At 31.7% G+C, this 25,302-nt stretch carries 21 protein-coding genes and 1 pseudogene; 17 read left to right on the top strand and 5 right to left on the bottom strand.

All coding sequences use genetic code 11. From position 1 onward, the window contains the following. Nucleotides 1–32 precede the first annotated feature (32 nt). The 7 genes from ISP02_RS01805 to ISP02_RS01835 all read left to right on the top strand — a co-directional run bounded on the left by ISP02_RS01805 (nt 33) and on the right by ISP02_RS01835 (nt 7,940). Nucleotides 33–1,775 carry a pyruvate oxidase gene (locus tag ISP02_RS01805; RefSeq protein WP_195719965.1) on the top strand — a complete coding sequence of 581 codons (1,743 nt, stop codon included), beginning with the start codon at nt 33–35 and terminating at the stop codon, nt 1,773–1,775. A 470-nt stretch (nt 1,776–2,245) separates the two neighbouring features. Continuing rightward, nucleotides 2,246–4,321: a glucose-specific PTS transporter subunit IIBC gene (gene ptsG / locus ISP02_RS01810; protein WP_195719966.1), complete on the top strand. Its 2,076-nt coding sequence runs from the start codon at nt 2,246–2,248 to the stop codon at nt 4,319–4,321. A gap of 426 nt (nt 4,322–4,747) precedes the next feature. Next, complete coding sequence (locus tag ISP02_RS01815) at nt 4,748–5,278, top strand: VOC family protein (protein ID WP_195719967.1); 531 nt, start codon at nt 4,748–4,750, stop codon at nt 5,276–5,278. A 91-nt stretch (nt 5,279–5,369) separates the two neighbouring features. Continuing rightward, entirely contained in the window at nt 5,370–5,771 is a 402-nt protein-coding gene (locus ISP02_RS01820) for an acyl-CoA thioesterase (protein ID WP_195719968.1), read from the top strand. Nucleotides 5,772–5,846: 75 nt separating this feature from the next. Further along, nucleotides 5,847–6,176, top strand: a complete 330-nt coding sequence (locus tag ISP02_RS01825) for a thioredoxin family protein (RefSeq protein WP_195719969.1) — start codon at nt 5,847–5,849, stop codon at nt 6,174–6,176. A 189-nt stretch (nt 6,177–6,365) separates the two neighbouring features. Continuing rightward, on the top strand, nt 6,366–6,875 hold the full coding sequence (locus tag ISP02_RS01830; protein WP_195719970.1) for a GNAT family N-acetyltransferase: 510 nt from the start codon (nt 6,366–6,368) through the stop codon (nt 6,873–6,875). Nucleotides 6,876–6,965: 90 nt separating this feature from the next. Next, on the top strand, nt 6,966–7,940 hold the full coding sequence (locus tag ISP02_RS01835; protein WP_195719971.1) for an alpha/beta hydrolase fold domain-containing protein: 975 nt from the start codon (nt 6,966–6,968) through the stop codon (nt 7,938–7,940). A gap of 336 nt (nt 7,941–8,276) precedes the next feature. On the opposite strand, the gene ISP02_RS01840 is transcribed toward ISP02_RS01835, so the two are convergent. Continuing rightward, a complete protein-coding gene (locus tag ISP02_RS01840) occupies nt 8,277–9,434 on the bottom strand; it encodes an ArgE/DapE family deacylase (RefSeq protein ID WP_195719972.1) in 1,158 nt (385 codons plus the stop codon). A gap of 88 nt (nt 9,435–9,522) precedes the next feature. Further along, complete coding sequence (locus ISP02_RS01845) at nt 9,523–9,822, bottom strand: hypothetical protein (protein ID WP_195719973.1); 300 nt, start codon at nt 9,820–9,822, stop codon at nt 9,523–9,525. A gap of 271 nt (nt 9,823–10,093) precedes the next feature. Between ISP02_RS01845 and ISP02_RS01850 the strand changes: the two are divergent. The 5 genes and pseudogenes from ISP02_RS01850 (at nt 10,094) to ISP02_RS01870 (ending at nt 16,516) form a co-directional block, all read left to right on the top strand. Beyond that, a pseudogene (locus ISP02_RS01850) lies at nt 10,094–10,935 on the top strand (alpha/beta hydrolase). Nucleotides 10,936–11,187: 252 nt separating this feature from the next. Then, on the top strand, nt 11,188–11,904 hold the full coding sequence (locus ISP02_RS01855; protein ID WP_195719974.1) for a D-ribitol-5-phosphate cytidylyltransferase: 717 nt from the start codon (nt 11,188–11,190) through the stop codon (nt 11,902–11,904). Then, nucleotides 11,897–12,922, top strand: a complete 1,026-nt coding sequence (locus ISP02_RS01860; protein WP_195719975.1) for a ribitol-5-phosphate dehydrogenase — start codon at nt 11,897–11,899, stop codon at nt 12,920–12,922. The genes ISP02_RS01855 and ISP02_RS01860 overlap by 8 nt, the downstream gene beginning before the upstream one ends. A 40-nt stretch (nt 12,923–12,962) precedes the next feature. Further along, a complete protein-coding gene (tarL, locus tag ISP02_RS01865; RefSeq protein ID WP_195719976.1) occupies nt 12,963–14,651 on the top strand; it encodes a teichoic acid ribitol-phosphate polymerase TarL in 1,689 nt (562 codons plus the stop codon). A 137-nt stretch (nt 14,652–14,788) separates the two neighbouring features. Continuing rightward, entirely contained in the window at nt 14,789–16,516 is a 1,728-nt protein-coding gene (locus tag ISP02_RS01870) for a glycosyltransferase family 2 protein (RefSeq protein WP_195719977.1), read from the top strand. 103 nt (nt 16,517–16,619) lie between these two features. Here ISP02_RS01870 and ISP02_RS01875 read toward each other — a convergent pair whose 3' ends face one another. Then, nucleotides 16,620–18,704 (bottom strand): helix-turn-helix transcriptional regulator, encoded by a 2,085-nt coding sequence (locus ISP02_RS01875; RefSeq protein ID WP_195719978.1) that lies wholly within the window; start codon nt 18,702–18,704, stop codon nt 16,620–16,622. A 356-nt stretch (nt 18,705–19,060) separates the two neighbouring features. On the opposite strand from ISP02_RS01875, the gene ISP02_RS01880 reads away from it, so the two are divergent. Continuing rightward, nucleotides 19,061–19,735, top strand: coding sequence for a haloacid dehalogenase type II (locus tag ISP02_RS01880; protein ID WP_195719979.1), 675 nt, complete (start codon nt 19,061–19,063; stop codon nt 19,733–19,735). A 94-nt stretch (nt 19,736–19,829) separates the two neighbouring features. Here ISP02_RS01880 and ISP02_RS01885 read toward each other — a convergent pair whose 3' ends face one another. Next, nucleotides 19,830–20,321 (bottom strand): GNAT family N-acetyltransferase, encoded by a 492-nt coding sequence (locus ISP02_RS01885; RefSeq protein ID WP_195719980.1) that lies wholly within the window; start codon nt 20,319–20,321, stop codon nt 19,830–19,832. 169 nt (nt 20,322–20,490) lie between these two features. Between ISP02_RS01885 and srtA the strand changes: the two genes are divergently transcribed. Continuing rightward, on the top strand, nt 20,491–21,084 hold the full coding sequence (gene srtA / locus ISP02_RS01890; RefSeq protein ID WP_195719981.1) for a class A sortase SrtA: 594 nt from the start codon (nt 20,491–20,493) through the stop codon (nt 21,082–21,084). Nucleotides 21,085–21,153: 69 nt separating this feature from the next. On the opposite strand, the gene ISP02_RS01895 is transcribed toward srtA, so the two are convergent. Continuing rightward, a complete protein-coding gene (locus tag ISP02_RS01895) occupies nt 21,154–21,822 on the bottom strand; it encodes an N-acetylmannosamine-6-phosphate 2-epimerase (protein ID WP_195719982.1) in 669 nt (222 codons plus the stop codon). A gap of 148 nt (nt 21,823–21,970) precedes the next feature. Between ISP02_RS01895 and ISP02_RS01900 the strand changes: the two genes are divergently transcribed. The 3 genes from ISP02_RS01900 to nagB all read left to right on the top strand — a co-directional run bounded on the left by ISP02_RS01900 (nt 21,971) and on the right by nagB (nt 25,244). Continuing rightward, complete coding sequence (locus ISP02_RS01900) at nt 21,971–22,774, top strand: MurR/RpiR family transcriptional regulator (protein WP_195719983.1); 804 nt, start codon at nt 21,971–21,973, stop codon at nt 22,772–22,774. A gap of 135 nt (nt 22,775–22,909) precedes the next feature. After that, nucleotides 22,910–24,448: a glucose-specific PTS transporter subunit IIBC gene (ptsG, locus tag ISP02_RS01905; RefSeq protein WP_195719984.1), complete on the top strand. Its 1,539-nt coding sequence runs from the start codon at nt 22,910–22,912 to the stop codon at nt 24,446–24,448. Nucleotides 24,449–24,512: 64 nt separating this feature from the next. After that, nucleotides 24,513–25,244, top strand: coding sequence for a glucosamine-6-phosphate deaminase (gene nagB / locus ISP02_RS01910; RefSeq protein ID WP_195719985.1), 732 nt, complete (start codon nt 24,513–24,515; stop codon nt 25,242–25,244). The last annotated feature ends 58 nt before the right edge of the window (nt 25,245–25,302 follow it).

Genomic DNA, 25,302 nt, shown 5'->3' on the forward strand with positions numbered 1-25,302 from the left:
AAACATTGAGTTTTTGAAAGGAGCTTTTTACATTGGCAAAAATTAAAGGAAATCATGCATTAGTAAAAGCGTTACAAGCTTGGGATATAGATCATATTTATGGTATCCCTGGAGATTCAATCGATGCAGTCGTTGATAGCTTGAGAACAGAAAGAAATAATATTGATTTTCTACATGTAAGACATGAGGAAGTTGGAAGCTTAGCAGCAGCTAGTTACACAAAATTAACAGGTAAAATTGGTGTAGCACTTAGTATAGGCGGACCAGGTGTAGTTCACTTATTAAATGGTATGTACGATGCTAAGATGGATAATGTACCTCAGTTAGTCTTAGCCGGCCAAACTAATTCAACTGAACTTGGAACTAAAGCGTTCCAAGAAACTGATATTTACAACATGGTTGAAGATGTAGCAGTTTATAGACGTCAAATTACTGAAAAAGATAAAGACATTTTTGGTATAGTCAATGAAGCTATTCGAACAGCTTATGAGAAAAAAGGTGTAGCAGTATTAATATTACCAAATAACTTATTATCACAAAAAGTTAAAGATACTACTAATACTAAAGTAGATACTGCACCTCCAGCTCGTGTAGCTCCGAAACAACGTAGCGTTAAAAAAGCAGCGAAATTAATCGATAAAAGTAAACGTCCAGTGATGATTATCGGTACTGGTGCTAAACATGCTAAAGACGAAGTTAGAGAATTTATTGAAGCGGCTAAAATACCTTCAATTATAACTTTACCAGCGAAAGGTATTTTACCAGATTCACATCCTTATAATTTAGGTAACTTAGGTAAGATTGGTACGAAAGTATCTTATCAAACAATTCAAGATGCAGATTTACTAATTATGTTAGGTACTAACTATCCTTATGTTAATTATTTACCTAAGAAAAATATTAAAGCTATTCAAATAGACACTAACCCAGAAGCTATCGGACACCGTTTTGACGTCAATGTTGGTATCGTAGGAGATAGTAAATATGCTTTACAACAACTTACTGATTCAATTAAACACGTTTCAAACAGAGACTTTATGACTAAAACACTAGAACGTAAAGCTACATGGGATTCTTGGATGGATAAAGATAAAGCTGATGAAAGTAATCCAATTCGTCCAGAACGTGTAATGGATGCAATTAACAAAGTTAGAGACGATGATGCTATCTTTTCTATTGATGTAGGTACTTCAACTGTTTGGTCAACGCGTTATCTTGATTTAACTGTTAATAACAAATTCATCGTATCTAGTTGGTTAGGTACTATGGGTTGTGCTTTACCAGGTGCAATTGCCGCTAAACGTGCTTATCCAAATAGACAAGTTGTTGGTATTGCTGGCGACGGTGCATTCCAAATGGTAATGCAAGACTTCGCAACTGCTGTGCAATATGATATGCCAATGACAATATTCGTTATGAACAACGAAGAACTTTCATTCATTAAATATGAACAACAAGCTGCAGGCGAATTAGAGTATGCCATCGACTTTACTGATATGGATCTCGCTAAATTTGCTGAGAGTGCTGGCGGCGTAGGATATACGTTAAAAGATCCAAAACGTATTGATGAAGTTGTAGAAGAAGCTATGTCACAAAATAGACCTACAATCGTTAACGTTTATGTTGATCCAAATGCTGCACCATTACCAGGTAAAATTGTTAAAGATGAAGCACTTAACTATGGTAAATGGGCTTATAGATCAATTACTGAAGATAAAAAATTAGACTTAGATGAAATTCCACCACTTTCAACAGCGGCTAAACGTTTCTTCTAAGCATAATATGGTTTGAATTTACAGAGACAATCGTTTAAGCGATTGTCTTTTTTTATCTGATCAAATAGCTAACATAATAATATTTTGAGCAATATTAATATACTTAGATTAATTTTTAAGTACTAGTTTATAATCTTAATAATTACAACATTGACTAAAGGGGTTCATGTTATGAAAAAATTATTATAAGTTTTTAAGATCAAAACGCATATACATATGCACTTCTAATGCTTATAATCGTCGGCGCTATGGCAATAGCTTTAATTTTATATTATTAGCAAAGTTAAAAAGCTGGAGTGTCAGTTGTTTGGCACGTCTCTTTCATATATAATATTGATGAAATTATCGAATATGCGTGTTACTGGTTAGGCAGGCATGAGCAAACGAGACTATTACTGTTAATAGTTTTTTTGCTCATGCCTTTTTTGCGTGCATTGATGATAATAAATTTATGAAGGGATGTTAGAAACATGTTTAAACGTTTTTTTGGTCATTTGCAACGTATTGGTAAAGCTTTAATGTTACCAGTAGCAATATTACCAGCTGCTGGTATCTTATTAGCTATTGGGAATGCAATGCATAATGAACAACTTGTATCGTTAGCACCTTGGTTGAAATATGAAATATTTACAATTATTTCTTCAATCATGGAATCAGCTGGGCAAATTATATTTGATAACTTACCATTACTATTCGCAGTAGGAACTGCGCTAGGTTTAGCAGGTGGAGACGGTGTTGCAGCATTAGCAGCGCTCGTAGGTTTTTTAATTATGAATGCTACTATGGGTAAGATATTGCATATTTCAATAGATGATATATATAGTTATGCAGATGGTGCTAAAACATTAAGTCAAGCGAATAAAGAACAATCGCACGCACTTATTCTAGGTATACCGACTTTACAAAGTGGTGTATTTGGTGGAATTATTATGGGAGCTTTAGCAGCATGGTGTTATAATCGATTTTATAATATATCATTACCTCCATTTTTAGGCTTTTTTGCAGGAAAACGTTTTGTGCCAATTGTTACGTCTGTTGTTGCTATCTTTACGGGTGTTGCTCTAACTTTTGTATGGCCACCTATTCAAGATGGCTTAAATAATCTTTCCAATTTCTTATTAAATAAAAATTTAACTTTAACAACTTTTATATTCGGAATCATTGAACGTTCCTTAATTCCATTTGGACTACATCATATATTTTATGCGCCGTTTTGGTTCGAATTTGGCCAATATGTAAATTTAGCGGGTGATGTTGTGCGTGGAGATCAACGTATTTGGATAGCTCAAATGAATGATGGAGTTGATTTTACTGCTGGGGCATTTACGACAGGTAAATATCCATTTATGATGTTCGGTTTACCTGCTGCAGCTTTTGCTATTTACCGCAGTGCTCGTCCAGAGAATAAAAAATTAGTCGCTGGTTTAATGTTATCAGCTGGACTTACTTCATTTTTAACTGGTATTACTGAACCTCTAGAATTTTCTTTCTTATTTGTAGCGCCAGTTCTTTATATTGTTCATGTATTATTGGCAGGAAGCTCATTTTTAATTATGCATTTATTAGATGTAAAGATTGGTATGACATTCTCTGGAGGATTTATAGATTATATATTATACGGTTTACTTCACTGGGATCGTACAAATGCACTAATAGTTATACCAGTTGGATTAGTTTACGCGATAATCTATTACTTCTTATTTAGTATAGTTATTAAAAAATTCAATTTACAAACGCCGGGTAGAGAAGATGTAGAAGTGAAAAAAGAGAAAAATGCATTGTCTAGTTTGCCATCAAAAGTATTAAATGCTATGGGCGGACAAAGTAATATAGCTCATTTAGATGCATGTATTACGCGACTACGTGTAGAAGTGAACAATAAGACTAATGTCGACGTAGAGACACTAAAATCATTAGGTGCATCTGGCGTATTAATGGTTGGGAATAATATCCAAGCTATTTTTGGACCGATGTCTGATCAACTTAAACATGATATGAATCGTATAATTAAGGGCGAAATTATAGATACAACTGAAACTGCCTACGATGAAAATAAGGAAGAAATGCATAGTTCAATTATTAAAAGTGATAGTATATTAATTTCTGCGCCATTTAAAGGTAAACCAATACCTTTAGCAGATGTGCCTGACAAAGCCTTTGCTGCAAAGATGATGGGTGATGGGATTGGATTTGTTCCTCAAAGTGATATCGTGACAGCTCCTTTTAATGGTATAGTCAAAACAGTTTTCCCTACAAAACACGCTATTGGATTAGAATCAGATGAAGGATTAGAGATACTCATTCATATAGGTATTGATACTGTAAAATTAAAAGGGCAAGGATTTGAAACATTAGTAGAAGTAGACCAAGTAATTGAACAAGGTCAACCTTTAATTAAACTTGACTTGGATTACATAGAAAAGTACGCATCAAGTATCATCACGCCTTTAATATTTACCAATTTAAATCAACAAAATGTAGAGCTTTTAACTACTGATGAGGTTGAGGAAGGCGATACAATAATTAACATAAAGATTAAAAAGTAAAATATTGAAATGGTTGCCTTATAGGTACATTGCAGCAAAGTGTAATTTACTAAATCAGGACCATTTTAAAATAGATATATGTATAAAATATTTTCAATATACAAGATTTTGAATATAAAGTTTATATTATAAACCAATCAGCGCGTTTGAAAGAAAAAAGCGTTGATTGGTTTTTATTTTATTGTTTGTATCATTGGTCTTGCTTTCCAAGAAGGTTAAGCTGATGACTGCAGACTGAAGCTTATCCTGTGCCTCTAGGAATTTCACCAGTAATATTTATTGAATATAACTTAAAATTTACGTTTTAAGTTGGTAGACTATTGATATTTAAATTGACATTGTATTTTATGACTATAACCGATATATCTTTACTAAATAACGTTTTAGGGAATAAAAAAAATAGATTATTTTTTAGAGGTGAAATGCATGTCTATTACTAGAGGGATAAATCATATCGGTTTAACAGTTCCTAATATAGAAGAGGCAACTAAATTTTTCAAAGAAGCATTAGATGCTAAAATAGCATATGATAGTCAAACAAAAGGAGATGATCCTCGGGCTGGTACGTTTGTGGAACATGTTTTAGGACTGGAACAAGGCGCCAAAATAATCAAAAAAAGAATGCTGGTGTTTGGCAACGGACCTAACGTGGAGATGTTTGAATTTGAAAATGCACATCAGTCAGGAGCTGAAAACTTACAAGATATAGGTTATACACACATATCATTTTATGTAGATGATTTTGATAATGCGGTGAAACGGGTGAAAAAAGCAGGAGGTGTGCCATTATCTGAACCTCACGAAAATACGCGATACGAAGATACAAAAGGTAATGCTACAGTTTACATTAGAACACCATGGGGGAGCTTGCTAGAATTACAGACAATTCCTAATGGATTTTATTATCCTGATAACAGTGAAAGTAAGGTTTTTACACCTGAACGTGATGATAAATAATGAGTTGTCATTGTTGAATTATGTATATGAAAACGTTATATGTAATTTTTATAATAGGGTATATAAATGTTGGTATTGAGGAGAGAGAAACATGGCTGAGAGAATTTTAGTAGCTGAAAGAGAATTAGAAGTGAATGGTTATGATATTGATGCAATGGGGATAGTTAGTAATATCGTTTATATAAGATGGTTTGAAGATTTAAGAACAGATTTTATAAATCAATATATGAGTTACTCTGAAATGATGAAAAATAATATCTCACCAATTTTGATGAAGACTGAAGCGGAGTATCAAATGGCTATCACGATTCATGACAAGCCGATTGGTCGCTGTTACCTAGTCAAAGCGGGTCGGTTGAGTTGGGAGTTTGAATTTGAAATAATTTCAGAGCATAAAATGCATTGCACAGGAAAACAAAGTGGTACATTTTATAATTTACAAAAACAAGCAATAGAGCGAGTACCTGACATTTTCCAAAATATTTTAAAATAAACAGCAGTCATACATGAAGTAAAAGTCTATCGCGGTGTTTAAATATGTGTAAGAGTCCAAAAAGAAGGTGTAAATATGGGACAGGAATTATATTCCCTAAATGCATTTCAAGATTTTATTCAAGAGAATCGCTTAGCAGTATTACATGTTATGAGAGATAATTGTAGTGTTTGTCATGCCGTTTTGCCTCAAGTAGAAGATTTAGTAAAAGAGTATGCCGGTGTTGCTTTTGGTGTTATTAATCAAAGTGAAGTTGAAGATATTGCTGGAGAGCTTTCGATTTTTACAGTACCAGTGGAGATTATATATCTGGACGGTAAGGAGATGCATCGTCAAGGTAGATTCATTGATATGCAACAATTGGAAAAACAATTATTTCTTATTCACGAAAGTTTAAATTCATAATTATATAGAAAATTTATATATATAAAGGTGAGGAAATTTCAAATTTTCCTCGCCTTTATTTACTTCGGGATATTAAATGGGTTTAATTTTGTGCGTGGGTAGGTATAATTATAAATATATTATCTATCTTACAATCTTATTGTATAATGCGGTTATGAAATGTTAATTAAATAATAGGTGGGATTAGTAATGAGGGTTGAGCGCATCAATGCGGATGAAGCTATCAATTTATATCAATGCATGACACAAATCGATAAAGAAACGCAGTTCATGCTTTATTTACCAGATGAAAGATCATTTGAAACTTTAAAGTTATATGAGGATATTCAACAAAATTATTATATTGGCGTAAAAAAGAATGATGGTACTATTGTGGGTTATATATCATTACACATAAGTAAAATAGAAAAAGTGAAACATATAGGTTATATTACGACAGGATTAATGGAAGATTATCAGCAACAAGGTTTTGCTACTAAAATGTTTGATGAAATGATGAAATGGGCAAAGAGTCAAGGTTTACGGCGCTTAGAATTAACTGTGCTTACGCATAATAATCCAGCAATTGGATTATATGAGAAAATAGGTTTTATGATTGAAGGCATTAAAAGAGAATCGATTTATATGGATGGATTATATCATGATGAATTATACATGGCGAAAATGTTGAACAAAGAAGGGCAAATGAATATTTGGTAAAGATACTGATCTTAATAAAGAATTGTTTTTACTAAAAATTTGTTAATCTTTCATTTAAAATAGACGTAATAGCAATTTGGAGGAATAACAATGATACGAAAAATTTTAACAATAGCCAGTGCAAGTGTTTTAGCTTCTTATGTTTATACGAAAGTAAAAGCAAAGAGAAGTTACCCTAGTTTTTTATTCGAAACGATGTTTAAACTAAGTGGAATGAAAAAATCTTTCTCTAGTATGGAAGCTGCTCAAGCATCTTTGGAAAATACTAAAGAATCGACTAAAGGGGAATATAAAGGTACAAATTATAATTTTAAAAACGATGTAAACGTATATAATATTGATGATTCTAGTGTGTATGTCGTTAATTCTCAAGAAAATAGACGTCAACAAGTTATATTATATGTTCATGGAGGAGCATGGTATCAAGATCCACTAAAACATCATTTTGAATTTATTGATTTATTAGCATCGACAATGAATGCCAAAGTAATTATGCCTATTTATCCGAAAGTACCTCATGCATATTATCAACAAACTTTTGATTTACTCAACAAAATTTATAAACAAATTATTTCTACAGTTGAAAGTGCACATCAAATTACTATTATGGGTGACTCCGCTGGTGGACAAATTTCATTATCCTTTGCTCAATATTTAAGGCAAGAACAGTTGACTCAACCGAGTAATATTGTGTTGATATCACCAGTATTAGATGCGACATTTAGCAATACAGAAGCACCGATATATGAAAAAGTAGATCCCATGTTGGGTATAGAGGGCAGCAAATACTTTACTGAACTATGGGCTAATGAATTACCTTTAACCGATTGGAGAGTATCGCCTATAAATGGAGATTTTGAAAATTTAGGCCATATTACTATTGTTATTGGTACAAAAGAAACAATTTATCCAGATAGCTTGAAACTATCTAAAATACTTAATAGTAAAAATATTAAACATGAATTTATACCTGGGTATAATTTATTTCATATCTTTCCAATCTTTCCAATACCAGAAAGACAGCACATTATTGAACAATTAAAACAAATTATTAGTAGACACTAAAAAGGAATATAGTGAGGTAATATAATATTGGTGCTTGTAATAGATATTTGAGGATAACGAAAAATGGCAAATTCTACTAAAAAGATAGTATTTGCCATTTTCAATTTGATATGAATTCTGCCTTTAAACTAAACTTTCGCTGTACTTATGATGACTATACTGGTGTGAACAATACCATTTGAAGACTACATGATAAAGATAGTGCCTTTAAACAAACGAACAAACAATACCAACTAATATAATAAGCATATCAATGTTTCTCTATTTCAAACTCTTTGATTAGCTTTTTATTTAGACGCTATAAATAGCTTTATTTTTACTTTTTGAAGCATAAACTTATTTTAAATTATAAAGATATTTAGGCAACATTTCAGTGAATAAATCGATAAATGTAAGGTAAGTGTCTTTGTCGACGTATTCATCTACTTGGTGGGCTTGGCTAACGAGGCCTGGACCAAACATAATAAATGGGAAATTCTCATCTTTATTTTCTAATAAATCCGAAGCGTCTGTAACGCCAGGAGAAGCAAGCGATTCTAACTCAGTATTTAAATATTTTCGACCCATTTCCTGAGCTAATGTGACCAAACTATTTTTACCAGTAGTATATACAGGATCACGAGACATATAAGTGTCTACTTCGATATCAGTTTTTTCAGTTTCGACTTCTTTTAAAATTTCATTGAAATAAGAAACAAATTGTTCATTATCGTGTTCAGGAATCGTTCTAATATTAAATTCAGATTGGGCATATTCAGGAATTGAATTAACTTGGGTACCTCCATTAAATAATGTAGCATTCAATACTGGTTCGCCTAATAAATCATTTGTTTTATCAAATTTTTTAAAATTTTCATCTGCTTTGTAGATAAATTCTACTAATGGTGAAATCGCATTAAATCCTAAAGTTGGCATTGAACTATGTGCTGCTTTTCCTGTTGAACTAACACGTATATCCATAGAACCTTTGTGAGCATAAATAATTCTGTCCTGAGAAGGTTCGGCAATGACAAGTGCGTCGACGTCGTCCATGTATCCATAACTATTATAAAGCTTTGCACCCTCACCGACGATTTCTTCACCAGCGGTAGCTAGCAAACGAATTGTGCCATGTTGTAATAAACCTTGTTCATGAATATCAATAAGACTAATAACAAATGAAGCTAAACCAGATTTCATATCTGCAGAGCCACGTCCATAAAGTTTCCCAGATACTTCGGTTAATTTGAAGGGATCGTAAGTCCAATTGTCAATATTTCCTGCAGATACGACATCCATATGTCCTGACACACTTAAAACAGGTTTGCCAGAACCAATTTCTGCGACTAAATTAGCTCTGGTGTCGCTAATTTTAATAATTTCTGAGTAAATATTATGAGCCTTAAACAATTGATGCAAATAGTTACATACATCTAGTTCATTGTCGTTAACAGATTGGATATTTACTAAATCGCTTAAAATCTGAATCTTTTCATCTTTTGAAAATTTACTCATAAAAAATCCCCCTTTTATTATTTCACTTTAATTGTAACTAAAAGCGTACCATTAAATGAAATAAAAGGGTTTATAGCAATCTTTATAGTCAATTAATAGATGGAATTTTAACAGAGGCTTCAACTAGGGAGTGTATGATTTGTTGATTGTTAGAAGTCGATATCGTTTGTATTTGTAAGTTTTGAGAGAGTTTATATAATTGTGAATCAGTATTTGATGTACTCGTAGAAGTGCTTTTAATGTGTTCAGTACTTCTAACGTCAGTTACAGCACCTTTCATATCGTTGCCTTGCATACTGCCTATTAATATCAGGATTAAATAGCTACAACATATAATTAAAATTGTCCCTAAGTAGATGCTGATTGCTAATTTTACAGGTTTGCGCATAACTTACAACCTCCTATGTGGGGTGTGTCTTTGTACACTTTCAAGATACCACGCGATTATTAAGTGAATGTAAACTGTAAGTAAAATTTTGATAAAACAGTATAAATTATGAAAGTTTAATATTTATTGTTGCGAAATAGCCAATGTTATAAGCAATTATTATATATGTATGCAAGATTCCCAATCGTGGTTAATATTTTTAATATCGAATTTAAAGTTATACAATTAGGTTAACTTAATGCACTTTCAGTTAATTTAGGAGGCGGTAACAATGAATTACATCAAACATATTACATCGTCTGATGGCACTAGTTTGTATACTAAAGTAAATGAAGGTTATGAAGGCGAAGCCCACGAGCCAGTAAATATCATTATCGTACATGGTCTTGCCGAACATCTGGATCGTTATGATTATTTAGCTGATACATTACAAACTCATCATTTCAATGTTATTAGATATGACCAAAGAGGGCATGGTCGTTCTGGAGGTTCACAAACTTATTATAATAGTGACAGTGAAATTGTAGAAGACTTGCAAGCCGTTATCACTTTTGTGCGGACTAACTACGGAAACAACATATTCTTGATTGGCCACAGTATGGGTGCTATTCAGTGGCATTGTATGGTACATTTTATCCTAACCAAGTGCGTGGTATTATCACTTCTGGTGCATTGACGAGAGATAATAAAGGCTTGTTTAGTGAAACGCTTAAAGATCGCACATTACCTAAAGACAGTTATATCGACAATGATTTAGGTAAGGGGGTTTGTTCCGACGAAGAAGTGCAAGCAAAATATGAATTAGATGACTTAGTAGCCAAACACATCTCGCGTGGTTTAATTTATAGTCTTGCAGATGGTGTTGAAAAATTAAAAGCACATGCCGATCGTTTTGTAGATGATGTATTAATTATGCATGGATTAAATGATGGTTTGGTAAGCTACGAAGATTCATTGCAATTGTTCAAAGAAATTGGTTCTACTAACAAATCACTACGTATCTATGATACATTGGAACACGAAATTTTAAATGAGAGTAAATATAATAGCACTATTTTTGAGGATATTATTGACTGGATTCAATTAAAACAAAATACACAAATTGATATATAATAAAATGATGCATAAAATCTTAGTAATATAGAATGACACGATAAACTGCGTTTCTGAAATGGCTAGTTTAATAGATATAACTAGAAATGAGATATGAAAATTGCTATTATAATATTCGTGAATAACCAAACTTTCAAAAAAATATAAACTTTTCAATTAAAAAATGAAGACAACTTACACTTAAGAGATTATTAATTAATTTGAATATATAGAGAACATGACAACAGATTTTATACTCAGGAGGACGAATAAATGATATATGCTGGAATTTTAGCTGGTGGTGTTGGATCTAGAATGGGCAATGTTCCATTACCAAAACAATTTTTAGACTTAGATGGGAAACCAATACTAGTTCACACGGTAGAAAAATTTTTATTAACAAGTGAATTTGACAAAATTTATATCGCTACTCCTCAAAAATGGATATCACATACGAAAGATACGTTGCGTAAATATAATATTACAGATGAGAGAGTAGTCGTAGTACAAGGCGGTGCTGATCGTAATGAAACAATTATGAACATTATAAGTGCCATCGAAGCGGCAAATAAAATTACTGATGAAGACGTAATTGTAACTCATGATGCAGTAAGACCATTCTTAACTCGCCGTATTATTAAAGAAAACATCGATGAAGTCGTTAAACATGGTGCTGTTGATACAGTAATTACGGCAACTGATACGATTATTACATCTAAAGATGGCGAGGCAATTGATTCAATTCCAGTGCGTGACGAAATGTATCAAGGTCAAACGCCACAATCTTTCAATATTAATCTATTAAGAGATAGTTACTATGCTTTATCAGAAGATGATAAAAAGGTACTTACAGATGCCTGTAAAATTCTAGTCGTTTCAGATAAGAAAGTAAAGCTCGTACTTGGCGAACTATATAACATTAAAGTTACAACACCTTATGATCTTAAAGTCGCTAACTCAATTATAAAAGGTGGGATGTTGAGTGATTAATCAAGTCTATCAACTTGTAGCACCAAGACAAATTGAAGTGACATACAATAATGAGAATATTAAAAGCGATAAAGTTGTTGTGCGGCCTTTATATCTTTCAATTTGTGCCGCTGATCAAAGATATTATACTGGTAGTAGAAATGAAGCGGTATTAGAAAAGAAATTGCCAATGTCTTTAATTCATGAAGGCGTTGGTGAAGTCGTATATGACAGTAAAGGTCAGTACAAAATTGGAACTAAAGTCATCATGGTGCCTAATACACCAACAGAAACAGATGATGTTATCGCAGAAAATTATTTGCCTTCTAGTAAATTTAGATCAAGTGGTTTTGATGGTTTTATGCAAGACTATGTCTTTTTAGATCATGATCGTATTGTTGAAGTTGACGAAGGTATTGATTTAAGTACAATTGCTTTTTCAGAACTTGTTACAGTCAGTTGGCATGCTATTCAACGTTTTGAGCGTAAATCTATTTCAAATAAAAATAGTTTTGGTATATGGGGAGACGGGAATTTAGGATATATTACTGCGATATTGCTGCACAAATTATATCCTGAAGCTAAAATTTATGTTTTCGGTAAGACAGATTATAAATTAAGTCACTTTTCATTTGTTGAAAATGTTTACCATATTCATAATGTACCCGAAGGCATAACTTTTGATCACGGTTTCGAATGTGTTGGTGGCAAAGGTAGTCAGTCAGCTATTAATCAAATTATCGATTTAGTTTCGCCTGAAGGTAGTATTGGATTACTTGGCGTAAGTGAATACCAAGTAGAGATTAATACACGTTTAGTATTAGAAAAAGGATTAACGATGATTGGAAGTAGCCGTAGTGGTGCACAAGATTTCCAAGATATTGCCAATTTTTATAAAGAAAATCCTGATGTTGTTGAAAAATTATCGTTACTTAAGGGCAATGAATTTGAAGTTAAAACAATCAACGATGCAGTTAAAGCATTTGAAGCAGATTTATCCACTTCGTGGGGAAAAACCGTAATTAAATGGACTATGTAATTATAAACGAACATGTAAGGTAGAAGAGAGGAATTTAAAATTGAGTAATACGAAAATAATAATTGATGACATATACTGGGAACGCATTCAATTATTTATTGAAGGTCATGTTGAAGCACTTGAGATAAGTAACAAAGATTTCATGTTAAGAAATTTAACTGAAACTAAAGAATTATATGCAAATGATGTAAAAATTGACGGAAATAAATTTACGGCACGTTTTAATGTGGCAATTTTAGATGACGGTAATTATTTACCTAGTGGGGAGTATTTACTCGTCTATAAAGACGATTTTGACTACATTGCAAATATCAACGAAGCACTTTTAGATCCTTCTAATTATGAATTAGATGAAGAACAACTTGAAAGATACGAATTAACCGAAACAAAAAATGGTAAAAACAACTTTTTATTGGACTATTATAAGCATGTATTTAAAAGAGGTGGGAACTCTAAAAAAACAAATTATACTGTGAAGCCCATGATTTCTAGCGAAGTAAATGAATTCGTTTTAAAGATAATTTTCAAAAAACCAGCTGAAAAATTAAATCCAGTGAAAAAGAAAATCATGGATTATCAAGTAAGATTTAATAAGTTTACGTATAATATTCGTAATTATACGTTCAAAACAATATTTAGTGTGACGAAATTCTTTCACATGAGAAAAGGTAATTTAGTACTTTTCACATCAGATTCAAGAGCTGAAATGTCAGGGAATTTCGAGTACATCTATAATGAAATGTTACGTCAAAATCTTGATGAAACATACGATATACGTTCGCTATTTAAGCATAATATTTCTGCACGACGTAACTTTATTGATAAATTTAGATTTCCTTATTTGTTAGGGAAAGCAGACTATATTTTCGTAGATGATTTTCATCCATTACTTTATACAGTGAATTTTAGAAAGAGCCAGGAAATTATACAAGTTTGGCATGCGGTTGGAGCATTTAAAACTGTAGGATTTAGTCGTGCAGGTAAAAGCGGCGGGCCATTCTTTAATTCTGTAAACCATAGAAATTACACGAAAGCATTTGTATCGTCGGAAAATGATATACCATTTTATGGTGAAGCGTTTGGTATTAAAGAACGTAATATTATACCAACAGGCGTACCTAGAACAGATATTTTATTCGATAAAGATTATGAACGTAAAATAACTGAGGAAATGGAAGAAGAATTACCGATTATTAAAGGTAAAAAAGTTATTTTATTTGCACCAACTTTTAGAGGACATGGTCATCATACAGCGCATTATCCATTCTTCAAAATCGATTTTGCTAGACTTGCAAAATATTGTGAAGATAATAATGCAGTTGTGTTATTTAAAATGCACCCATTCGTTACTAATAAGTTAAATATTCCACATGAATATGAACAATATTTTGTCGATGTTTCTGATATTCGTGAAGTAAATGACATTTTATTCATTACTGATATTTTAATCAGTGATTACTCATCACTTGTATACGAATTTGCTGTATTCAAGAGACCGATGATATTTTATGCATTTGATCTTGAAGATTATATTACTTCTAGAGATTTTTATGAGCCGTATGAAACTTTTGTACCTGGTAAAATAGTGCAATCATTTAATGAATTAATCACTGCGCTTGATAACGAAGACTTTGAACAAGAAAAAGTACCTGAATTCTTAGATAAACACTTTAAATATCAAGATGGCCGTTCAAGTGAAAGATTAGTTAGAATATTATTTGGTAGCTAATAAAAATAGTGTTATATAAATATGAACTGAGTAATAATTAATATAAATTAATATAAAGTTTAGAGATTTAAATTGAGCTTTTGATGGGTATATTTATTTTGAAACTCAGTTCATTTTTTAGGGGTGAAATAGCAAGTATGAAGTTTTCGATTATTGTGCCAACATACAACTCTGAAACATATATAGAAGAACTAATGAATAGTCTTAAAAACCAAACCTATGACAATAATGATTTTGAGGTTATCGTGGTGGATGATTGTTCCTCAGATGATACTTTGAAAAAGGTTAAGCAATATAAGAAATATTTAAATTTAATTGTCAAAAAGTTAGATGCTAATTCCGGAGGACCTGGTAAACCAAGAAATACTGCATTAGCTATAGCAAGTGGGGAATATGTATTCTTCGTCGATTCAGATGATTATATTAACGTAGATACATTACAAGATGTATCAGATTTTGTGGATGAAAATAATTCAGATGTAGTGTTAGTCAAAATGGAAGGCGTAAATGGTAGAGGCGCACCACGCTCAATGTTTAAAAAAACAGAAGACGGCTTAACTTTAGCGCATTCACGTATTATTTATACGCTAAGTCCAACTAAGTTTTATCGTACGTCGCTGTTAAAAGAACATAATATTTATTTTCCAGAGGATTTAAAAAGTGCAGAAGACCAGTTGTTTACGATGAAGGCGTATATTCATGCGGATAACATAGCAACTTTAGCATATAAATCTTATTACTACGCCACAAAGCGTGAAGGTGAACACATGAGTTCTGCTTATGTGAAGCCTGTAGATTTTTATAAAATTATGACGTTAATTGTTGAAGAAGTGTTAAATAGTGACTTAGAGAATAAAAATGAAATTATTGGACAGTTTATAAATCGTCATTTTTCATTTTCACGTACACGCAATTTTTCACTTAATGTGAAAGCTAATCAAACAGCTTTGTGGATGGAAGCATTGGGTGACTTCGTGCAAATAGTGCCTAGAGAAGCAGACACGTTTGTCAAAGAAGAAATTCGTCCGTTATTATATTACGGACGTAATAAAGACTTTAAACACTATAAAATCGTCGAGCAAAGCTATTTAAATGGCGAATTTTATAATTCAGAGTTTGAAGGCAATGCGATGAAAATACAGTTTGCTGAAAACGAACCGTTTTTCAACTTTGAAAATGTTACAAAGCCAGACGTTAAGATGACACAATTTGATTTTGATGAACAATATATCACTATTGAACTACAACTTTTAAGAACAATAATTGATCCTAACGACAGTTCATCTGCAATGAGAATTAAATTGCTATCTCGTAATAAAAGAGAAGTAATTTATCTTCCGATGACAGTAAACAATCAAAATTGTTTTAAATTTGTAGCTAATCTGAAGGAAATGATGACATTTTTAACAAAAGAAAAAGTTTGGGATGTAATTCTTGAAATTACGTTTGGTGATATGACAATTGATATGCGTATCGGCAGCAACCGTAACCAATATAAATATGAGTCAGAAACTAGTACTGTTGCACAATATGGCAAAAATTATTTTAGATTCACACCATTCTTTACTAAAAACTATGATAATTTATCATTCTATGTTACGCCGATACAAGTCGATGATATGTTTACGGTGACTAATAGAAATAAAAATAAATTACAATTGACTTGTAAAGAGTTTAACTATATTTTATCTCAAGGTTTAACGTCGGTTATTATGAAAGATGACTTTACTTATGGCTATTTAAGTAAGATTACTAATAAAGATGGATTTAAATACGAAATAACATTAAATGATAAAGTTAAAACAAAATTATTAAAAGGACCTTTGAAAATAGAGGCACCACAAGTAACATTAAATTTTAACTAAAACATTGACCCATAAATTATAACGATAAAAAGATGGTTTCTACACAAGACTTGTAGAAGCCATCTTTTATTTATATTTAACTACGATTGTAAAATAACTTGTGTTATATGTATAACTTCAAATAATAAATTGAATCCTTATCTAAACTAATTTCTAGTGGGATTGATGCATCATGTATTGTTATGCTAGTGATAGGCTGACTAATTTTATTTAAATTATCTAACAGAAGTTTATCTAGGTGTAACATGTTCAAACTATTATTGTTAAGTGTAGAATTATTTTTGACTATTTGTGGCGATTTTAAAATTTGATTAAGTGCTTGGCACCTGTGCTTAAAATTATGTTTTATTAAAATGGTATGCTTCGTTAAATTGTCAGTATAATCACATGTATCATAAATTATAATTTCGTAATGATTATTTCTATTTATTAATAACCCTAAATCATGTAGTTGCACGGTTTGTCCCATAAATGGTAATAACATACTGTATATATGAACGATAGATAAGCCGGTAGTATGTGAATTTAATAAAGCAATATCGTCGTTAGTATTTATTAGTAAGGGAAAACCAAAGCCACCAACTCGCGGTATTAAATCGACAAGGAAGTGAATGAATTTTACTGAGGTTGTGTCGGTATATGATTTGAAATAAAGGTTAATATCATTCCTAGTAATATGTGTGAAAATAACTTTGTTAGCGCAATGGCCCAGAGCCTCAATGAAATCCAAGATAGGTTTGTTTTCGGCCATCTTATTTGTAGTATATATTAATTTATTTGCTAATAAATTAATGTTCTGATTGATGATATAAAAATCCATATTTAAATTGTTTATGTAGTCAATGATTGACTGTATTGTTATTGCCGATTGGCTAATATAGTTATCAAGTAAGAAGCCCAAACTGATATTAGGATAATGGTTGTTAATAAGTTGTTTTAATGCGTTAATTTGTATAGTTGAGAGATGTTCGTCCTGAAAAATAAGTTTAATATGGCTAAAATATAAATGATATACCAACTCATCATTTATGACTTTAAATAAATATTGGTCTAACAATCGATAAAAGTCCTTTGAATATAAAGGAAGCATTAAATAGCAACCTTTGCTAATAAGTTTCGGCATGATCGCTAATAACAATTGTACGTTAAAATGCGTAAGATCATTTTCTTTGAATTGTTGAATATAAATATGAGGATTAGGAAAATGAGTCAAATTAAAATACTCGTCTTGAATATGCATTAACTTACTTAAAGTTGCTATATCTTTAACTTTTATAAGCGTTTTGGGTATGGGTAAATATATGGATTCTTTAGGATGGTTTAAGTCCAATGTATAGGCTAAAGGTGTTGTTGTATTAGCATGATTAGTCACCAACAAGGTATTATAATCTTGTGCAATAGTGTTTATTTTTAATGAACTATGGCAAATAGACATTTGCCTGTTAAATTGATGTACATATACTTTAGGTGGCACGTTTAAATATGTTTTGAAATGTTTAGTGAAGGTACTTAAATTCATAAAGTTATATCTTCGTGCTACACTTTGTATACTTTCGTTAGGCGATAACAAGTCATTTAAAGATAGCGCAATTTTTAAGCTAATAACATAATTTTTAAAGTGCATATGCATCACATTAGAAAACAAGATAGAAATATAGGATTGAGAAATAAAGAAATGCTGTGCGACTGTTTTGGTATGAATCGTTTCATTTAAATGTGAATTAATATAATCTAATATGTCATTTAATAATTTGTGCTTTGACATAAACTGTGGCAAATATTGACATGATAATTCTGTTTTGGCCTCTTTTAGTAATAATGAAATGATATTAGAGATATCGGTAGTCGTTATTGTTGTATTACTATGCTCAATACGAAGATTACGTGTCAGGATGCCATACAAAGTTTTGTAGTTTTTAAGTAGAGCGAAATCAAAATAACAATTAGCAAGTGATGATTCACGTTCTACAAAAAGAGTTAATGGCATTTTTAATTCTATAAGGTCATTCACGTGAAGATACTGATATAAATCGCAATTATTAATAATAAGTCCTGATTGTACATTATGGACTGTACCATTTAAGTTAACTACATTCGTATCTGAAAGTGGTATTAAAACGATGATTTCATTAATGCACCGCTTTAGAGGCGTAGTAACATTATTAAGTATTGAAAGAGTACTCGTCATAATAAAACCTCATGTACTTTAGTTATTTTATATAGTTTAACTTTTACGTTAATAATTATGGAGGTCTACGGTATAAATTTATTCGAGTAAGGTGCAAAAGTAATAAAATAACAGGTCAGTTTTGTATATATTGAAATTATTATCCAATAAAGTAATAAAAACGTACGTTAAATTAATAAATTTAGTGACTTGAATCATTGATTAATAGAAGCTTAATTTATCAATTGCGTTATTAAATTTAAAGTTGCATACAAAATTAATAATAATAGTTTTGTATTGTAGGATATATATTGTTTTAAATTATTATTTTTGGCTAAATAGATAATAGATATGCGGTTTTATGAGGGGGTAAGTATATGTATAAAGTAATTGTATTTGATGTATATGGAACGATGTTTGATGTGAACTCTATTAAAGCTAACTTTGACCAATATAATAAAGAAAATGCAGGAGAGATTGCCAGTTTATGGAGAAAAACGCAGTTACATCACGCTGCCTTAAGACAAGTTATGCAACGATATATACGTTATGATGATTTAACAAAAAATGCATTGCGTTATGCGTTAGACGTTTACGAAGTTAAATACAGTAGAGAGGATATTAATAAACTCTTTGACGGTTATTTAAATTTAGATTACTTTAAAGAAATTCCCAAAGCCTTTATAGAATTAAAAAATAAAAATTTAGAGTTAGCTATATTGTCCAATGGTAATGATAATATGTTAAGGACGTTAGTTGATAATTCCGCAATTTCAGAACACATCGATGCCATTATGAGTGTAGATGAAGTAAAACAGTATAAACCAAGTCCGGCAAGCTATGCGCTAGTATTAAAATATTATCAAGTTAAAAGAAGTGAGATACTATTTGTTTCCACTAATACATGGGACGTAAATGGTGCTGCTAACTTTGGATTCGATACTGCGTGGGTTAATAGAAATAACGAAATATTTGATGAAAATGGTGCGAAGCCGACGATTACAGTGAATAACGTAAATGAATTAGTGAAATGGTTAGAGTTGAAAAGCTAAAAAGAAAATTGACCAGCACAATATCGTTTAACTGACAAACATGAAGTTTAATTTACAGTCTTGATATGGTTAAGTGCTGGTCGGACGAAAGATATTATTTAGTTAAATCTAATTGATAAAAAGCTAAGTCTAGCCATTTATTAAATTTGTAGCCCACATCTGTAATAGTACCTGAATAAGTGAAGTTGAACTTTCTATGTAAATGAATACTGTTGTCATTCGTAGCATCTATACCAGCGACTATTGTTTTGTAACCTTTATCTTTAGTATCTTTTATAAGCTCAGATAATAGTGCTTGGGCGATACCATTTCCTCGATAAGCTTTGGCCACATAAATCGAATGTTCTATCGTATATTGATAGGCTGGCCAATCTCTAAATGAACCATATGTGGCAAAACCAATCGTTTTATTGGCTGATTCATACACCCAAATAGGTTCATTATTATTAGCTTTAGCTTCAAACCAGCGTAATCTATTTTCAAGCGTTTGAGCCTCATAAGTATAAACTGCAGTCGTATTTATTATGGCATCATTATATATGTCTAAAATTGCAGGTAAATCTTCCTTTGTTGCAAAGCGTAGCATACCATCATTCCTTTTATTTATTTGTCACTGCTTTCTTTTTACGATGAATTTACTATAATTGCAAGTTATTGTAAGGATACTTAACATCTAAAACATTGGATTGTAGGTTAAAAAATTTTCTTTATCGTGCTATATTTAATAATAACTAATTCGATAAAGGAAGTTGCATATGAAACGATGGACCAATCGAGCAATGACCGTTATAGGAGTGTTGCTAATAGTAGCTGCTATCGCTATTTTCGTAAAACCATATATAGCCAATTATTTACATGAACGGCATGATCAGCAACAAATAACACAGTATGATAAAAAGCATACACACAATTCAAAGGCGACAATACCTAAAGATAAATCACAAGTAGCTGGCGTACTATCTGTACCTGACGCAAAGATCAAAACACCTGTCTATCCAGGACCAGCTACACCAGAGCAGCTAAATCGTGGTGTTAGTTTCGCTGAAGCGGATGAATCACTCGATGAACAAAACATTGCTATTGCAGGTCATACTTATACTGATAGGGCGCATTATCAATTTACAAATTTACCCGCGGCGAAAGTAAATAGTAAGGTATATTTTAAAGTGGGCACTACAGCAAGAAAATATAAAATAGTAAAAATTTATGATGTGAAACCTTCTGATGTGCATGTATTAGATGAACATGAAGGTCAAAAAAATCAATTAACACTAATAACTTGTGATAACTATAATAAGCAAACAGGCAAATGGGAAAATAGAAAGATATTTATTGCACAGGCCATCTAAAAAAGACTAGGACAAAATGAGTAAGCTACGATGAGTAGTAACAAACTTAAGTCCTAGTCTTTTTGTGTTTTATTTATTCAGTTCATCGACAAAGCGTTTTGTAATTTCTTTAGGTCTGGTGATTGCGCCACCTACAACTGCGCAGTGAATACCCAGTTCTGTAACTCTAGCAAACATTTCAGGTGTAATTACGTTTCCTTCGGCGATTACTTTTGTCTTTACAGTCTCAAGCACTGTTTTTAAAAATTCAAAGTCATTGTCATAAAGTTTATGACTTTTTGTATATGAAGTATAACCTCTGAGTGTAGTGCCTATGTAATCAAAACCTAACTCTTCTGCATATTTTGCTTCATCTATTGTAGAAATATCTGCCATTATTTCTACATTTGGAGCCTTAGCTCTGATATAGTCAACTAATTCAGCTAATGTTTCTTTAGGCCGTTCTTGATCAGTAGCTTCAAGTGCTATCACTTCACATTCACTTTCGATTAATTCATCGACTTCTTTAGATGTCGCCGTAATAAATACTTTTGAATGATCATAGTCTCGTTTCACGATACCGATAACTGGTAAATCAACAACTGATTTAATTTCAGTAATGTCTTCTTTAGTATTCGCTCTAATCCCCACTGCGCCACCTTCATATGCGGCTAATGCCATTCTTGACATGATGAATGACGAATGTAGTGGCTCTTCAGGTAGAGCTTGGCAAGAAACTATAAGCCCCTGAGGTAACATAATATACACGCTCCATTACTTAGAATTTATTGTGCTTTTGCAATAAATACAATATAACATTAAGAAAAAAATAATCAATAATTAAAACTATAATGAAAAAGTTTTTCTTTTGTATTACAATATATATAAAAGTAAAGGGGATTTTAAAATGAAATTTGATAATAGAGTACAACGTTATAAACATTTATTTACTAAGACAGATAAGCAAATAGTTGAATATATAAAAAGTAATGAACTTAATGATAATTTTTCTACTATAAATTCATTAGCACATGCGGTTGGTGCATCACCAGCAACAGTTACGCGTTTCTCTAATAAATTAAAATATGAAAACTTCCAAGATATGAAATTTAATTTACTACAAGAAATGACTAATAATGAAATTGAAAATAGTCCATTAATTCAAAAAATACATAACTATCATCAAAATACGATACAACAAACAGGAGAATTTATTTCAGATAGTAGTATTAAGAGCTTTGTAAATCAAATTATGAGAAGTCGACAAATCATCTTTGCCGGCATAGGTAGCTCAGGTTTATCGGCTACAGAGTTTTATTATCGAATGATGCGTATGGGCTTAAAAGGAAATGTTTCTACCGATTCACACCAAATGAAGATATTCGCTTCTTTATTAACAGCCTCAGATACATTTGTAGCTATTTCTAATAGTGGCGAAACAGACGAACTTATTACCGCTGCTAATATTGCACATGAAAAAGGCGCATTCGTAGTAGCGATTACAAATTATCAAGGTAGTCCTTTAACTGAATGTGCAGATTTAGTATTAATTACGACTGATCAATCAAGAAATAATGATAGTAGATTTGTTAATACACAGATAGCTACTTTATTTTTAATAGATATAGTTAGCTATTTATTATTAGATGATTCACATTTACATAAAGTTTATAACAAGACGACAGATGTCATTTTAAATGATAAAAATTAGCTATAAGTATTAAAGTAAACATATATATGTGTGTGCTTGCTATTAACTGAAAGTGAAAATGTTTTTCATGTTTTAAAAATATATTGATAATGATTTTTATGAAAGCTATATTATAGTAATCAGGGGGGTGACGATATGAAAAAATTATTCGAAAAAGCACAACAATTTGGGAAATCATTTATGTTACCTATAGCTATTTTACCTGCGGCAGGTTTATTGTTAGGCATAGGTGGGGCATTGAGTAATCCAAACACAATAAAAGCATATCCATTGTTAGATATTGGAATGCTACAAAACATATTTACGTTAATGTCTTCGGCAGGTAATATTGTCTTTCAAAATCTAGCTGTTATATTTGCAGTAGGAGTAGCTATTGGGTTAGCAAAAAGTGATAAAGGAACTGCAGGTTTAGCAGCAATGCTAGGTTTCTTAATTATGAACGCATCGATGAATGGTCTGTTAACAATTACAGATACGTTAGCAAAGAGTAACTTAGCTACACACGGACAAAGTATGGTGCTAGGGATTCAATCTGTAGAAACGGGCGTCTTTGGTGGGATTATTACCGGTATAATGACGGCTGGGCTACATAATAAGTTTCATAAGATAGAATTACCAACGTATCTTGGGTTCTTCGGTGGTTCTCGTTTTGTACCAATTATAACTGCTGTAGCTGCTATTGTATTAGGTGTAGTAATGTTCTTTATTTGGCCAACAGTTCAACAGTGGATATTTAATGTTGGCGGGTTAGTTAATAAAACAGGTGTAATTGGAACGTTCTTCTTCGGTTTTATTTTGAGGTTGTTAGGGCCATTTGGGTTACATCATATTTTTTATCTGCCATTTTGGCAAACTGCGCTTGGGGGTAGTATGGAGGTCAAAGGTCATCTTTTCCAAGGAACACAAAATATTTTCTTTGCACAACTCGGAGATTCTCATGTAACACAATACTATTCAGGCGTTTCTCGATATATGTCGGGCCGTTTTATTACAATGATGTTTGGTTTATGTGGAGCAGCATTAGCAATTTATCATACTGCAAAACCAGAGCATAAAAAGGTAGTAGGCGGGCTTATGTTATCAGGTGCTTTAACTTCATTTTTAACTGGTATTACAGAACCTTTAGAATTTAGTTTCTTATTCGTTGCACCAGTATTGTATATCGTCCACGCATTTTTAGATGGATTAGCTTTTATGATGGCAGATATTTTTAATATTACCATTGGACAAACATTCAGTGGTGGCTTTATCGATTACTTATTATTTGGAGTTTTACAAGGTAATAGCAAGACGAATTATTTACTCGTTATACCTATAGGTATAATATGGTTTATCCTCTATTATATTATTTTTAGAGTGTTAATTGTGAAGTTCAACTTTAAGACACCAGGTAGAGAAGACAAAGCGTCAGTGCAACAAGTCGATACTACAGACCGTGCTAGAACAATTGTTGAAGGTTTAGGTGGGGAACAAAATATAGAAGTTGTTGACTGTTGTGCGACACGTTTACGTGTAACATTAAAAAGTAACGATTTAGTAGATAAGGAAAAACTTGAGTCGACTGATGCAAGGGGCGTTGTACAAAAAGGGAATGGCGTACAAGTTATTTATGGTCCACATGTCACAGTCATTAAAAATGAAATCGAAGAATTACTCGAGCATAATAATAAATAATATTAAGAAGTATAATATATATAATGTATAAGAGATGAAGTTATATAAAATAGGTGGTATGAATATGAGAGTTATTAATTTAAAAGATAAACAGTCAGCAAGTGAACATGTTGCTACAGAAATTGTGAAACTAATTATTTCAAAACCCAATTTGGTATTAGGCTTAGCTACAGGCGGTACAATGATTAATTTATATCAATATTTGGTAGATTTGATAAATGCTAATAATTTAGATTTAAAGGATGTTGTAACGTTTAATTTAGATGAATATGTAGGGTTAAGTTCAGAAGATAAGCGAAGCTATCATGAATATATGCAAGAACGTTTGTTTAAATATAATGATAGCTGGAATGACAATAATATTCATATACCCAATGGTGTGGGACCAAATTTACAAGTAGAGGCATTTAATTATGAAAATCAATTAGAACAATGTGGACCTATAGATTTACAATTGTTGGGGATAGGCGAAAATGGGCATATAGGGTTTAATGAGCCGGGCACTCCTTTTAATAGCCAAACACGTGTAGTTAATTTAACCCCCTCTACCATTCAAGCCAACAGTAAACATTTTGATGATATTAATGATGTTCCAATACAAGCTGTTTCAATGGGGCTTTCATCTATTATGAGAGCCAATCACATTATATTACTTGCTTTTGGTGAAAATAAAATAAATGCTGTAAAACGATTGTTGCAAGGAGACGTTTCTCCAGAGTTACCAGCATCTATTTTACATCAGCATAAAAATGTAGACGTATATGTAGATGATGTAATATATAATAAACTAAAATAATATTAAAAAGATTGAAGAAGTTTTTTAATAGATAAGGACCAAGTTACAACAGCAATAA

It is taken from the genome of Staphylococcus durrellii, from assembly GCF_015594545.1.
Taxonomy (GTDB): Bacteria; Bacillota; Bacilli; order Staphylococcales; family Staphylococcaceae; genus Staphylococcus; species Staphylococcus durrellii.